Source organism: Mesorhizobium sp. CAU 1741 (assembly GCF_039839275.1).
Taxonomy (GTDB): domain Bacteria; phylum Pseudomonadota; class Alphaproteobacteria; order Rhizobiales; family Rhizobiaceae; genus Aerobium.
The window spans coordinates 1,115,762-1,129,077 of record NZ_JBDOQP010000001.1 but is presented as its reverse complement, the minus strand read 5'-3'; the positions used below and the strand labels follow the sequence as shown (position 1 = coordinate 1,129,077).

The window sequence follows — 13,316 nt, the reverse complement described above, 5'->3', positions numbered from 1 at the left end:
GTCATCAAAGCGCAATATTTTTCGTGACATGGCGCGAGCTGTTGGTCTAAGGTCCGGCCATAACCGAGAGAGCGGGACCACAATCCGCTCTCCTACGCGGTCAAAGTCTTGGGAGGATGCGATCTAGGCGCGATTTTCCGCAGCCGCCGTCAAACGGAAACAGATCGGACGCGTTTAAATTGCAAGGCTTCGGCCTTGCATTTTTTTTGTGCACCGAAATTAATCGTGGGATCTGCATCGGCAAAGCAGACGCAGTGTCCGCAGGGCAAAATCAGCCTTGCGAAGGACCGATGCGCGGAACGTCGTCGAAGGAAAATCCGTAATAGACGACGGCCACATAAAAGATCCCGAAGATCACTCCCGACACGATCGTCGTGCGAATGACGGCGCCCAGCATATGTGACCCGCCCGGAGCGCTCGGCTCCGTCCCCAGTGTCACGTCGCCATTTTCTTCCTGCGTCTTGAGACCGAACGGCAGCATCGCGAACAGCACCACCCACCATAGGATGAAGTAGATCGCGGCGATCGAAATCCAGCTCATCGCGGCCTCATACCTGTTCGAGTTCGACGAGCGTGCCGAAGAAGTCCTTGGGATGCAGGAACAGCACGGGCTTGCCATGTGCGCCGATCCGCGGCTCGCCATCGCCCAGCACGCGCGCGCCTTCCGCCTTGAGCCGATCGCGGGCCGCAAGGATGTCGTCGACCTCGTAGCACAGGTGATGCATGCCCCCGGCTGGGTTCTTTTCCAGGAACGGCCGGATGGTCGAGTTCTCGCCGAGCGGCTCGAGCAGTTCGATCTTGGTGTTTCCAACCTCGATGAACGCCACCGTGACGCCGTGCTCAGGCAGAGCCTGCGGCGCGGAAACCGTCGCGCCGAGGACGTCGCGGTAGTGCGTGCTGGCGGCTGCAATGTCCGGCACTGCCAGCGCAACGTGGTTCAGGCGTCCGAGCATTGCAAACTCCGCTTCATCGCGTGACGAAGACCGTCACGATCGGCTTCTTGCCCCAGGCCTCGTTGGCTGCCGCCCGAACGGCACGCCGTACCGACTCGGCTACGAGATCGAGGTCTTTTCGCCTGACCCGGGGGATGCTTTCAACCGCGCCGATCGCCGCATCCAGCATCAGGTCTTCCAGGTCATCGCCACGCGCATCCGCGTCTGCGACGCCGATTGCAACGAGATCGGGATCGCCGGCGATCTCGTGGCGTTCGTCGAGCACGACATTCACCGCTACATGGCCGGCGAATGAGAGCTTTCGCCGGTCGCGTATGCCCATCGCTTCCTCTGAACCGATCAGGCGCCCATCCTTGAACATCCGGCCAGAGTGAACCTTGTCGATGATCTCCGCCGGTCCCGGCGCAAGCCGGATCATGTCGCCATTGCGGACCTGCGCAACCTCGGGGATACCGGCCTCCGCGCCAAGCGCGCCGTGCGCGACCAGATGCGCCGCCTCGCCGTGGACCGGCACGAGGACGCGCGGTTTGGTCCACTCGTACATCTTGCGCAGTTCGTTGCGGCGCGGGTGGCCTGAGACGTGGACGAGCGCATCGCTGTCTTCGATGATCCGGATGCCCTGCTCGATGAGCAGGTTCTTGGTTTCGAGAATCGGCTTTTCGTTACCCGGAATGACGCGCGAGGAATAGACCACCGTATCGCCCGGTGACAGAGCGACATTGCGCATCTCGTCGCGCGCGAGCTTGGCCAGCGCAGCCCGCGATTCGCCCTGGCTGCCGGTGCACAGGATCACCAGATTCTCGCGCGGGATGAAGCCATAGTCCTGCTCCTCGATCACCTCGGGCAGGCCTTCGAGGTAGCCGAGTTCCGTTGCGACGTTAATGACGCGCTTGAGCGACGAACCCAGAACCAGAACCTGGCGGCCAGCGTCGCGCGCGGCCTCCATCACCGAGCGGATGCGCCCGACATTGGAAGAGAAAGTGGTGATCGCAACGCGGCCCGGCGCGGCCTCGATCACCCCCCTGAGACCTTCGCCGACCGCCTCCTCCGACGGCGACTCGCCTTCGCGAAGCGCATTGGTCGAATCGCAGATGAGCGCTGTCACGCCCTCAGCGCCCAGCGCCCGGAACTTCGCTTCGTCGGTCTTGGGGCCGATCGTCGGAGCAGGATCGATCTTCCAGTCTCCAGTGTGGATCACCAGGCCGACGGGCGTGCGAATGGCAAGCGAGACGGGCTCGGGGATGGAGTGCGTCACCGCGATCGTCTCGATGTCGAACGCACCGACGGTAAAGCGTTCCCCGGCATTGTAGATCTGGACGGGAATTTCAGGGCCCCCATCCATCTGGCGCTTTGCCGCCAGCAGGCCCGCCGTGAATGGCGTCATCCATACCGGCTTCTTGAGCCGCGGCCAGATGTCGAGCAGAGCACCATAGTGGTCTTCATGCGCATGCGTGATGATGATGCCCGCAAGGTTCTTCACTTCGCTTTCGATGAAGCGCGTATCCGGCAGCACGAGGTCGACACCCGGCAGGTTGAGGTCGGGGAACGTCACGCCGACATCGACGACGATCCATTCGCGTTTCTGCGCCGGCCCGAAGCCGTAGAGCGCGAAGTTCATTCCGATCTCGCCGACGCCGCCCAGCGGGCAGAACACCAGCTCGGCCTCGTTATTCCTTGCCATTCCAGTTCCTTTCTAGGCCGATGCCACCGCGCCGAAATGCACGTCACCGGCGGCTATCGCCACAATACTGTCGTCGTCGGTGCGGATCACGAAACGACATTCATCGTCAATTGTCTCGAATATACCGCGCACGACGCGCCCTTCGACCTTTACGGCGACCTGGCTTCCAAGGCCTGCCGCCCGTTGCAGCCAACGCGAGCGAATGGCCGCCAGACCCCGTCCCGCGTCCCATATCCGAATGTTGTCTACCCATGCATCCGATAGGGCAAGAAACAGGGTTTCCGCGTCACAAGCGGCACCCAGCGCCGCCAGCGAGGTTGCCGGGTATGGCACGTCCACCGGAGCGGCCACGACATTCACGCCGATGCCGATCGCCAAGGCAAAACGGCCATCACTCAGCATCGCCGATTCCAGCAGTATGCCCGACAGTTTCGCTCCATCGGCGAGCACGTCATTCGGCCATTTCAGTTCGAAGCGGTCGCGAGATCGCGACGTTCCGCCATCGACGCCAATACCAACTTTCCCCGCAGGCAATACCGCGTCGAGCGCATCGGCAAGTGCAAGACCGGCAACGAAGCCAAGCGTCGCGGCCGCCTTCAGCTCGAAATCAGGCACCAACAGCAGCGTTGCCGCAAGATTGCCTTCCGGCGTTTCCCAGACGCGGCCGCGTCGTCCCCTGCCTGCCTCCTGGCGCTTCGAAACGAGCCAGAGCCGCCCGGCATCGCCTGCCCGTGCCCTGTCCATGGCCAGAGCATTGGTCGACCCTACGGTTTCGAAGGCTTCGACGCGATAGCCAGCGGACGTCGCGGTCGGCGCGAGCGCGAACCGCACTCAGAAGAAGGTCCTTGCCGCGGCTTCCGCCACCTGTCCGATCGGACCGCCGATCAGCACGTAGAAGAGCAGGAACGCGCCCGAGACGCCGAGCACCAGCCTCAGCTCTCCAGCCATCGGTTCAAATCCGCCGACCGACTCGTCGAACCACATGATCTTGATGATCCGCAAGTAATAGAAGGCACCGACCACGGAAGCCAGCACACCGATGATCGACAGCGCATAGAGCTCCGCGTTCATCGCGGCCAGGAAGACGTACCACTTTCCCCAAAAGCCCGCGAGCGGAGGGATTCCCGCCAGCGAGAACATGAGAATCGTCAGGATCGTCGCCATGACGGGGTTGGTCGATGCCAGGCCACCGAGATCCTTGATATGTTCGACATTGCTGCCGCCGCGCCGCATCGCCAGTATGAACGCGAAGGATCCCAGCGTCATCACCAGGTAGATCAGCATGTAGATCGCGACGCCGCGCACGCCTTCCGGCGTATTGGCTGCCAGGCCGACAAGCGCGAAGCCCATATGCGCGATCGACGAATAGGCCATCAGCCGCTTGATGTTGGTCTGTCCGATCGCCGCAAATGCACCGAGCACCATCGAGGCAATCGAGACGAACACGATGATCTGCTGCCAGTCGGGCGCGACCGGCTCGAACGCGCCAACCGTCACGCGCACCAGAAGCGCCATCGCCGCCATCTTCGGCGCAGCGGCGAAGAATGCGGTGACAGGCGTCGGGGCGCCCTCGTATACGTCCGGCGTCCACATGTGGAACGGCACGGCGGAAATCTTGAACGCAAGGCCGGCAAGGACAAAGACGAGACCGAAAACCAGGCCGAGCTGACGCTCTTCTCCGGACAGCGCCGCCGCGATGGCTTCGAAGCCGGTGTTGCCGGTGTAGCCGTAGACGAGCGAAATGCCATAGAGCAGCATGCCGGACGACAGCGCGCCGAGAACGAAATATTTGAGACCCGCTTCGGTCGAGCGCAGGTTTTCGCGGTTGATCGCGGCGATGACGTAAAGCGAAAGCGACTGCAGTTCGAGGCCCATATAAAGCGAGATCATGTCGTTGGCCGACACCATCAGCAGCATGCCGAGCGTCGCGAGTACGATCAGGACCGGAAACTCGAACTTGTCGAAACCTTCCCGCCGCGCAAAGCCGACCGACATGGCCAGCGTGACGATCGATCCGACAAGCGTCAGCAGCTTCATGAACCGTGCGAACGGATCACTGACGAACGCACCACCGAACGCCTCGCCGTCCCCGGTGAAAAGCAGCATCCACCCACAGGCACCGATCATCAGCGCGATCGCAAGTCCCGTGACCGTGCTGGCAGAGCGCTCGCCGGAAAACACGCCGATCATCAGAAGCGCCATCGCGCCCACAGCCAGGATAAGCTCCGGCGTGGCGAGGGTCAGGCTCATGGATAGGTCTGCCGTCATGGTGCTGTCCGGGTCTTACTGATTGATCGCCGCGGCCTGCGTGGCCTCGATCGAAAGGGTTACGGTATTGACGAGCGCGTCGACGGAAGCCGAGGTGACCTCGAAGACCGGCATCGGGTAGACGCCAAAGAAGATCACCAGCAGCACAAGCGGGTAGATGATCGCCTTCTCGCGCGTGGACATGTCCAGCAGGCCCTTGAGGCTTTCCTTGGTCAGCGCGCCGAAAACCACGCGCCGGTAGAGCCACAGCGCATAGGCAGCCGACAGGATCACGCCAGTGGCGGCAAACAGCGCCACCCAGGTGTTGACCTTGAACACGCCCATCAGCGTCAGGAATTCGCCGACGAAACCGCTGGTGCCGGGCAACCCGACATTCGCCATCGTCAGGATCAGGAACACCACGGCATATTTCGGCATGTTGTTCACGAGGCCGCCATAGGCGGCGATCTCGCGGGTGTGCATGCGGTCATAGACGACGCCGACGCACAAGAAGAGCGCGCCGGAGACGAGGCCGTGGGACAGCATCTGGAAGATCGAGCCCTGGATGCCTTCGATGTTCAGCGCGAAGATGCCCATCGTGACGTAGCCCATATGCGCCACGGATGAATAGGCGATGAGCTTCTTGATGTCCTCCTGCATCAGCGCGACCAGCGACGTGTAGATGATCGCGACGACGGACAGCGTGAAGATGAAGGGCTGGAAATAGAGCGACGCGTCCGGGAACATCGGCAGCGAGAAGCGCAGGAAGCCATAACCGCCCATCTTCAGCAGAATCGCCGCCAGGATGACCGAGCCCGCAGTCGGCGCCTCGACGTGAGCGTCAGGTAGCCATGTATGCACCGGCCACATCGGCATCTTGACTGCGAAGGACGCGAAGAATGCGAGCCACAGCCATGTCTGCATGTTTTCGGGAAAGTCATGCGTCAGCAGCGTCGGGATGTCGGTCGTTCCGGACTGCCAGAACATCGCCATCATGGCGAGCAGCATCAGGACGGAACCCAGAAGCGTATAGAGGAAGAACTTGAACGAGGCGTAGACGCGGCGCTTGCCGCCCCACACGCCGATGATGATGAACATCGGGATCAGGCTTGCCTCGAAGAAGACGTAGAACAGCACGAGGTCGAGTGCCGAGAACACGCCGATCATGAGCGTTTCCAGGATCAGGAACGCGATCATGTATTCCTTGACGCGGTTCTCCACCGATCCCCAGGACGCCAGGATGCACAGCGGCATCAGGAAGGTCGTCAAAATGACGAACAGCATCGAGATGCCGTCGACGCCCATATGATAGGAGATTCCGGAGTCGAGCCAGGCGGCCTTCTCGACCATCTGGAAACCGGCATAGGACGTGTCGAATCCCGCCCAGATCAGCAGCGAGAGCAGGAAGGTGAAGACCGTCGTCATCAACGCGATCATGCGGATGTTGCGACGCGCGGCCGTGCCCTCGTCCCGGATCAGCAGGATGAGGAATACACCGACCAGCGGCAGGAAGGTGACCGTGGAAAGGATCGGCCAGTCGGTCATCAGTAGGAACCCCCGAGCATCATCCACGTCACGAGTGCGGCGACGCCGATGAGCATTGCGAATGCGTAATGGTAGAGATAGCCGGTCTGCAGCTTCACCACCCGGTCGGTGATGTCGTTTACCCGGGCCGCGATGCCGTCAGGCCCAAAGCCGTCGATGACCGTGCCGTCACCCCTCTTCCAGAGGAAGTGCCCGAGGCGCTTGGCGGGCCGCACGAACAGGAAATCGTACAGTTCGTCGAAGTACCACTTGTTGAGCAGGAACTGATAGAGGCCGTGGTGCTGCTGGGCCAGACGCTTCGGCGTCTCCGGCGAACGGATGTAGAACTGGTACGCCGTCAGGAAGCCGATGATCATCGCGACGAATGGCGACAGTTTCACCCAGAACGGAACCTCGTGATAGTCGTGCAGGATGTGGTTGTCGGGCAGCGTGTACAACGCGCCGCTCCAGAAGCCGTCATAGCCGGCTCCCAGGAACGTGCCGTAGAACAGGAACCCGGCAAACAGCGCGCCGACCGCCAGGATGTAGAGCGGGATGAGCATGACCGGCGGCGATTCATGCACGTGATGCATCACGTCTTCCGAGGCACGGGGCTTTCCATGGAAGGTCAGGAAGATCAGCCGCCATGAGTAGAAGCTGGTGAAGACGGCGGCGATCACGAGCATGACGAAGGCAAATCCGGCGGCCGCATTGTGGCCGACGAACGCGCCTTCGATGATGGCATCCTTCGAGAAGAAGCCCGCGGTTCCGATATAGGTCGCCGGCAGTCCCACGCCCGTCAGCGCGATCGTGCCGATCACCATCATCCAGTAGGTGGTCGGGATGAGCTTGCGAAGGCCGCCCATGTTGCGCATGTCCTGCTCGTCGGAGACGGCGTGGATCACCGAGCCGGAACCCAGGAACAGCAGCGCCTTGAAGAAGGCATGCGTGAACAGGTGGAAGATCGCTGCCGAATAGAAGCCGAGGCCGAGCGCCACGAACATGTAGCCGAGCTGCGAGCACGTCGAATAGGCGATCACGCGCTTGATGTCGTTCTGCACCAGACCGACCGTCGCGGCAAAGAATGCGGTGATCGCGCCGACGATGGTGACCACGAGCAGCGCCGTATGTGAGAGTTCGAAGATCGGCGACAGCCGCGCCAGCATGAAGACGCCGGCCGTGACCATGGTGGCCGCATGAATCAGCGCGGAGACCGGCGTCGGGCCCTCCATGGCGTCAGGCAGCCAGGTATGCAGCGGCACTTGGGCCGACTTGCCCATCGCACCCATGAACAGAAGAAGACAGATCGCCGTCAGGGCGCCGCCCTGCGTCAGGGACCAGCCGAGGAAATTGAACATCTCGCCACCGGTCGCCTCATGGTTCTCGGCGATTGTCGCCGCACTGGCGAAAATCGTGTCGAAGTTCACAGAACCGAACAGGACGAACACGCCGAAAAGGCCCAGCAGGAAGCCGAAGTCACCGACGCGGTTGACGATAAAGGCCTTCATGGCGGCGGCATTGGCCGAGGGTTTCTTGAACCAGAAGCCGATCAGCAGATACGACGCCAGTCCGACGCCTTCCCAGCCGAAGAACATCTGCACGAGGTTGTCCGACGTCACGAGCATCAGCATCGCAAAGGTGAACAGCGACAGATAGGCAAAAAAGCGCGGCCGATGCGGGTCGTGATGCATGTAGCCGATCGAATAGACGTGGACCAGCGCCGAGACCGTGTTCACGACCACGAGCATCACCACCGTCAGCGTGTCGATGCGGAACGCCCACGAGACGTCGAGGCCGCCGGCCTGAATGAACGCCATGACAGGCACGGTGAAGGACTGCGTATCTCCCAGACCAACCTGGAAGAACGCCACCCACGAGAGTGCGGCCGAAACGATCAGCAGTCCGCTGGTGACGAACTCCGATGCCTTGGCGCCGATCGAGCGGCCGGCAAGTCCGGCGATCAGGAAGCCGATGAGCGGAAGGAAGACGATGGCTTGATACATGATCCGCTCAGCCCTTCATCATGTTGACGTCTTCGACCGCGATCGATCCGCGGTTTCGATAGAAGACGACGAGTATTGCAAGGCCAATAGCCGCCTCAGCCGCCGCCACCGTCAGGATGAACAGAGCGAAGACCTGGCCGACCAGATCGCCGAGCGCGGCGGAGAAGGCGACGAAATTGATGTTGACGGCAAGCAGGATGAGCTCGACCGACATGAGGATGACGATGACGTTCTTCCGGTTGAGGAAGATGCCGAACACGCCGAGCGTGAACAGGATCGCCGAGACCGTGAGAAAATGCGAGATGCCGACTTCCATATTCAGATGCCCTTGCCCGTCTCGACCTTCTTGACCTCGATCGACGTCTTCGGCGTGCGCCGAACCTGCGCACCGATGTCCTGGCGCTTTACGCCCGGCTTGTGATGCAGGGTCAGCACGATCGCGCCGATCATCGCCACCAGCAGGATCAGCCCGCCGATCTGGAAGAAATAGAGATAGTCCGTGTAAAGAATGTCGCCGAGCGCGGCCGTGTTCTGCCGCTCTGTGATCGCCGGCGTGGGACGTGCCACTTCGCTCGCCAGTTCAGGCGCGAAGGTGTAGCCACCGACGACGACGATGAGTTCGGCTGCGAGGATGAGCCCCACCAGCGCGCCGATCGGTGCGTATTGAAGCGCGCCCTGCTTCAACTCCGCGAAGTCGACGTCGAGCATCATCACCACGAACAGGAACAGCACCGCCACGGCGCCGACATAGACCACCAGCAGAATCATCGCCAGGAACTCGGCGCCTGTCAGCAGGAAGAGTGCCGCGGCGTTGAAGAAGGTCAGGATCAGGTACAGCACCGAATGTACCGGATTGCGGGCGGATATGACCATGAAGGCCGCCGCCACCGCGATGAAGGCGAACAGATAGAAGAATATCGCCTCTAGTCCTGTCAGCATGGGTTCCCCCGGTTCCTTTCAAGGGAGGAGACCGATGGTCTCGTGTCCCTTCTCCGGCCCGTGCCCGCCTCCGGGCTTCCGAGTCCGCGTGTCTCTTAGACGAGGCTTGCCTGCCCGTCCACCATTGCCCCCGCTCAGCGGTAGGGGGCGTCCATTTCGAGGTTGCGCACGATCTCGCGCTCCCACCGGTCGCCGTTGGCGAGCAGCTTTTCCTTGTCGTAGTAGAGTTCCTCGCGCGTTTCCGTCGCGAACTCGAAATTCGGCCCCTCGACGATCGCGTCGACCGGGCAGGCCTCCTGGCAGAAGCCGCAATAGATGCACTTCACCATGTCGATGTCGTAGCGCACCGTGCGCCGCGTGCCGTCGTTGCGGCGCGGTCCGGCCTCGATGGTGATCGCCTGCGCCGGGCAGATGGCCTCGCACAGCTTGCAGGCGATGCAGCGTTCCTCGCCATTCGGGTAGCGCCGCAACGCGTGCTCGCCACGAAAGCGCGGGCTGAGCCTCCCCTTCTCGTGGGGATAGTTCAGCGTTGCTTTCGGCGCGAAGAACTGGCGCATCGACAGCACGAATGCCCCGACGAACTCAGTCAGAAGCAGTGATTTTGCAGCGTGGGCGAGAGCGAACATCGTCATTCTCCAGCGATTACGGGGCCGAGGAACCAGCCCATGACCGGCAGCAGCACCAATTGGGCGACGCCGGCGACGTTGAGTGCGCGCTTCGTGTCCGCCAGGTCGACCCGGCTGGCCAACAGGCGCAGGAAGGCGAAGTCGAGAATGGCCACCACGAGACCGATCAGCGCTCCGATGAGGCCAACACTCATGCGACCATCAACTCCCAGACCTTGAGGAATGTGGCGGTGGCAACGACCATGAACAGTGAGATCGGCAGGAAGACCTTCCAGCCGAGGCGCATGAGCTGGTCGTAGCGATAGCGCGGCACGAACGCCTTCACCATGGCGAACATGAAGAACACCATGCATACCTTGAGCACGAACCAGATGACGCCCGGCACCCAGGTGAACGGGACGAAGTCGAATGGCGGCAGCCAGCCCCCCAGGAACAGGATGGTGGTGAGCGCGCACATCAGCACGATCGCCACATATTCACCGAGGAAGAACAGCAGGAACGGCGTCGAGGAATACTCGATCATGTGGCCCGCGACGAGCTCCGATTCGGCCTCCACCAGGTCGAAGGGCGGCCTGTTCGTCTCTGCCAGCGCCGAGATGAAGAAGATGATGAACATCGGGAACAGGCCGAGCCAGTGCCAGTCGAGGAAGGTGTTGGGCAGGCCGAGGATCGTGCCCAGGCCGTCGCGCTGCGACAGCACGATGTCGGTGAGGCTCAGCGATCCGACGCACAACAGGACGGTCACGATTACGAAGCCGATGGAGACCTCGTAGGAGACCATCTGTGCCGCCGACCGAAGCGCGCCAAGGAATGGATATTTCGAGTTCGACGCCCAGCCGCCCATGATCACGCCGTAGACCTCGAGCGACGAGATCGCGAAGACGTAGAGGATGCCGACATTGATGGTGGCGATCGCCCAGCCTTCGCTGACCGGAATCACCGCCCATGCGCCGATGGCCAGCACTGCGGAGACCAGGGGTGCGAGCAGGAACACGCCCTTGTTGGCGCCGGCGGGTATCACCGGCTCCTTGAAGACGAACTTCAACAGATCGGCGAACGCCTGCAGCAGGCCCCACGGCCCGACCACGTTCGGACCGCGACGAAGCTGGACGGCCGCCCAGATCTTGCGATCCGCGTAGAGCAGATAGGCGACGAGGATCAGCAGGACGACGATCAGCAGGACGGACTTGCCCAGGATGATCAGTGCCGGCAGCACGTAATATGCGAAAAAGGAATCCATGTGCTCCGCCCTACTCTGCCGCCTGCTTGAACCCGCCCCTGGCGAGTGCGGAACACTCGGCCATGACGGCAGAAGCCCGCGCGATCGGGTTCGTCAGGTAAAAATCCTTCACCGGAGAGGCGAACGGCGCCTTCGAAAGCTTGCCCGGCTTCTTGACCAGCGCTGCCACGTCACCTGCCCCGCCAGCGGCGATCTCGTCGATCGCCGCGAAATGGGGAAACTCGGCATAGAGCGTCGCACGAAGCTGCGGCAGCGAATCGAACGGCAACTTGTGACCAAGCACGTCGGACAGCGCGCGCAGGATCGCCCAGTCTTCCTTGGCGTCTCCGGGGGCAAAACCGGCACGGTTGGCCATCTGCACGCGACCTTCGGTGTTGACGAAGGTACCGGACTTCTCGGTGTAGGTCGCACCCGGCAAGATCACGTCCGCACGATGCGCACCGGCATCGCCGTGGCTCCCAATGTAAACGGTGAACGCCGAACCGATCGCGCTCATCTCGAGTTCGTCCGCGCCGAGCAGGAACATGACGTCGAGCGCGCCCATCATGGCGGCGACGGACTTGCCGCCTTCGCCCGGCACGAAGCCGACGTCGAGACCGCCGACGCGCGATGCCGCCGTGTGCAGCACGGCGAAGCCGTTCCAATCGCCAGTCACGGCGTTGACGTCGCCGGCGATCCTGGCCGCCATCGACAGGATAGAGGCGCCGTCCGGACGCGCCAACGCACCCTGGCCAACGATGATGAGTGGCCGCTTGGCCTTCTTCAGCACCGACAGGAACTTGATCGCACCATCAGCCAGTTGCGACAGCGATTCCGCGCCGGCGCCCAGCATCTCGTAGTCGTAGCGCAGGTCGCCGACATCGCCGATGACGCCGACAGGCAGGTTGCCCATGCGCCAGCGCTTGCGGATCCGCGCGTTCAGGACCGACGCTTCGAAGCGCGGGTTCGAGCCGATGATCAGAACCGCATCGGCATCCTCGATGCCATCGATCGTCGGATTGAAGATGTAGCTTGCGCGGCCCGCCGCCGGGTCGAGCGCGGCGCCATCCTGGCGGCAATCGATATTCGCGGAGCCGAGCGACCCCATCAGCGACTTCAGCGCGTACATCTCCTCGACGGTGGCAAGGTCGCCGGCGATCGCGCCGATCCTGTCGCCGCTGGTCTTGGACACGGCGTCCTTCACGGCCGCGAATGCCTCCGCCCAGCTCGCCGGCTGCAATCGTCCATCCCTGCGGATGTACGGGCGGTCGAGCCGCTGCGAACGAAGGCCATCCCAGATGAAGCGGGTCTTGTCCGAAATCCACTCCTCGTTCACGACCTCGTTGACGCGCGGCAGGATGCGCATCACTTCGCGGCCGCGCGTGTCGACGCGGATCGCGGAACCGACCGCATCCATCACGTCGATGGATTCGGTCTTGGTCAATTCCCACGGGCGCGCCTGGAAGGCATAGGGCTTGGAGGTCAGCGCACCGACCGGGCAAAGGTCGATGACGTTGCCCTGCAGCTCCGACGTCATCGCCTGTTCCAGATAAGTCGTGATTTCGGCATCCTCGCCTCGACCGATCAGGCCGAGCTCGGAAATGCCGGCGACCTCCGTGGTGAAGCGGACGCAGCGTGTGCAATGGATGCAGCGCGTCATGATCGTCTTGACCAGCGGCCCGATATACTTGTCTTCGACGGCGCGCTTGTTCTCATGGTAGCGCGAGGCGTCGACGCCGAACGCCATCGCCTGGTCCTGGAGGTCGCACTCTCCGCCCTGATCGCAAATCGGGCAGTCGAGCGGATGGTTGATGAGCAGGAACTCCATCACGCCTTCGCGGGCCTTCTTGACCATGGGCGTGTTGGTGAAGATTTCCGGCGCTTCGCCGTTGGGGCCGGGGCGCAGGTCGCGCACGCCCATGGCGCAGGAAGCGGCGGGCTTGGGCGGCCCGCCCTTCACTTCGACGAGGCACATGCGGCAATTGCCGGCGATCGAAAGCCGTTCGTGGAAGCAGAAGCGCGGCACCTCGGCGCCCGCCTCCTCCGCCGCCTGCAACAGCGTGTAGTGATCGGGGACTTCGATCTCCGTGCCGTCTACCTTCAGTCTAGCCATATCGCCTCAAC

The 13,316-nt window shown here is 62.5% G+C and carries 13 protein-coding genes; all 13 read right to left on the bottom strand.

Annotated features, from left to right (window positions below; all coding sequences use genetic code 11):
* Nucleotides 1–271: 271 nt before the first annotated feature.
* The 13 genes from AAFN84_RS05395 to nuoG all read right to left on the bottom strand — a co-directional run bounded on the left by AAFN84_RS05395 (nt 272) and on the right by nuoG (nt 13,305).
* Nucleotides 272–541, bottom strand: coding sequence for a DUF1467 family protein (locus AAFN84_RS05395; RefSeq protein WP_347513472.1), 270 nt, complete (start codon nt 539–541; stop codon nt 272–274).
* 7 nt (nt 542–548) lie between these two features.
* Nucleotides 549–953 carry a methylmalonyl-CoA epimerase gene (gene mce / locus AAFN84_RS05390; RefSeq protein WP_347513471.1) on the bottom strand — a complete coding sequence of 135 codons (405 nt, stop codon included), beginning with the start codon at nt 951–953 and terminating at the stop codon, nt 549–551.
* Nucleotides 954–966: 13 nt separating this feature from the next.
* On the bottom strand, nt 967–2,634 hold the full coding sequence (locus AAFN84_RS05385) for a ribonuclease J (protein ID WP_347513470.1): 1,668 nt from the start codon (nt 2,632–2,634) through the stop codon (nt 967–969).
* 12 nt (nt 2,635–2,646) lie between these two features.
* Nucleotides 2,647–3,465, bottom strand: coding sequence for a biotin--[acetyl-CoA-carboxylase] ligase (locus AAFN84_RS05380; protein WP_347513469.1), 819 nt, complete (start codon nt 3,463–3,465; stop codon nt 2,647–2,649).
* Nucleotides 3,466–4,902: an NADH-quinone oxidoreductase subunit NuoN gene (gene nuoN / locus AAFN84_RS05375; protein WP_347513468.1), complete on the bottom strand. Its 1,437-nt coding sequence runs from the start codon at nt 4,900–4,902 to the stop codon at nt 3,466–3,468. It abuts the gene before it with no gap.
* A gap of 15 nt (nt 4,903–4,917) precedes the next feature.
* Nucleotides 4,918–6,426 carry an NADH-quinone oxidoreductase subunit M gene (locus tag AAFN84_RS05370; protein WP_347513467.1) on the bottom strand — a complete coding sequence of 503 codons (1,509 nt, stop codon included), beginning with the start codon at nt 6,424–6,426 and terminating at the stop codon, nt 4,918–4,920.
* Complete coding sequence (nuoL, locus tag AAFN84_RS05365; protein WP_347513466.1) at nt 6,426–8,408, bottom strand: NADH-quinone oxidoreductase subunit L; 1,983 nt, start codon at nt 8,406–8,408, stop codon at nt 6,426–6,428. The genes AAFN84_RS05370 and nuoL overlap by 1 nt, the downstream gene beginning before the upstream one ends.
* 7 nt (nt 8,409–8,415) lie before the next feature.
* Entirely contained in the window at nt 8,416–8,724 is a 309-nt protein-coding gene (nuoK, locus tag AAFN84_RS05360) for an NADH-quinone oxidoreductase subunit NuoK (protein WP_347513465.1), read from the bottom strand.
* Between the two features lie 2 nt (nt 8,725–8,726).
* Complete coding sequence (locus AAFN84_RS05355; protein ID WP_347513464.1) at nt 8,727–9,347, bottom strand: NADH-quinone oxidoreductase subunit J; 621 nt, start codon at nt 9,345–9,347, stop codon at nt 8,727–8,729.
* A 134-nt stretch (nt 9,348–9,481) separates the two neighbouring features.
* Nucleotides 9,482–9,973, bottom strand: coding sequence for an NADH-quinone oxidoreductase subunit NuoI (nuoI, locus tag AAFN84_RS05350; protein WP_347513463.1), 492 nt, complete (start codon nt 9,971–9,973; stop codon nt 9,482–9,484).
* Between the two features lie 2 nt (nt 9,974–9,975).
* On the bottom strand, nt 9,976–10,167 hold the full coding sequence (locus tag AAFN84_RS05345) for a hypothetical protein (protein WP_347513462.1): 192 nt from the start codon (nt 10,165–10,167) through the stop codon (nt 9,976–9,978).
* Nucleotides 10,164–11,213, bottom strand: a complete 1,050-nt coding sequence (gene nuoH, locus AAFN84_RS05340) for an NADH-quinone oxidoreductase subunit NuoH (RefSeq protein WP_347513461.1) — start codon at nt 11,211–11,213, stop codon at nt 10,164–10,166. The genes AAFN84_RS05345 and nuoH overlap by 4 nt, the downstream gene beginning before the upstream one ends.
* 10 nt (nt 11,214–11,223) lie before the next feature.
* A complete protein-coding gene (nuoG, locus tag AAFN84_RS05335; RefSeq protein WP_347513460.1) occupies nt 11,224–13,305 on the bottom strand; it encodes an NADH-quinone oxidoreductase subunit NuoG in 2,082 nt (693 codons plus the stop codon).
* Nucleotides 13,306–13,316: the final 11 nt, after the last annotated feature.

Excerpts from the sequence above, each read along its gene's own strand:
- AAFN84_RS05395 (WP_347513472.1), bottom strand. The coding sequence starts at position 541 with ATGAGCTGGATTTCGATCGCCGCGATCTACTTCATCCTATGGTGGGTG.
- mce (WP_347513471.1), bottom strand. The coding sequence starts at position 953 with ATGCTCGGACGCCTGAACCACGTTGCGCTGGCAGTGCCGGACATTGCA.
- AAFN84_RS05385 (WP_347513470.1), bottom strand. The coding sequence starts at position 2,634 with ATGGCAAGGAATAACGAGGCCGAGCTGGTGTTCTGCCCGCTGGGCGGC.
- nuoN (WP_347513468.1), bottom strand. The coding sequence starts at position 4,902 with ATGACGGCAGACCTATCCATGAGCCTGACCCTCGCCACGCCGGAGCTT.
- AAFN84_RS05370 (WP_347513467.1), bottom strand. The coding sequence starts at position 6,426 with ATGACCGACTGGCCGATCCTTTCCACGGTCACCTTCCTGCCGCTGGTC.
- nuoL (WP_347513466.1), bottom strand. The coding sequence starts at position 8,408 with ATGTATCAAGCCATCGTCTTCCTTCCGCTCATCGGCTTCCTGATCGCC.
- nuoK (WP_347513465.1), bottom strand. The coding sequence starts at position 8,724 with ATGGAAGTCGGCATCTCGCATTTTCTCACGGTCTCGGCGATCCTGTTC.
- AAFN84_RS05355 (WP_347513464.1), bottom strand. The coding sequence starts at position 9,347 with ATGCTGACAGGACTAGAGGCGATATTCTTCTATCTGTTCGCCTTCATC.
- nuoI (WP_347513463.1), bottom strand. The coding sequence starts at position 9,973 with ATGTTCGCTCTCGCCCACGCTGCAAAATCACTGCTTCTGACTGAGTTC.
- AAFN84_RS05345 (WP_347513462.1), bottom strand. The coding sequence starts at position 10,167 with ATGAGTGTTGGCCTCATCGGAGCGCTGATCGGTCTCGTGGTGGCCATT.
- nuoH (WP_347513461.1), bottom strand. The coding sequence starts at position 11,213 with ATGGATTCCTTTTTCGCATATTACGTGCTGCCGGCACTGATCATCCTG.
- nuoG (WP_347513460.1), bottom strand. The coding sequence starts at position 13,305 with ATGGCTAGACTGAAGGTAGACGGCACGGAGATCGAAGTCCCCGATCAC.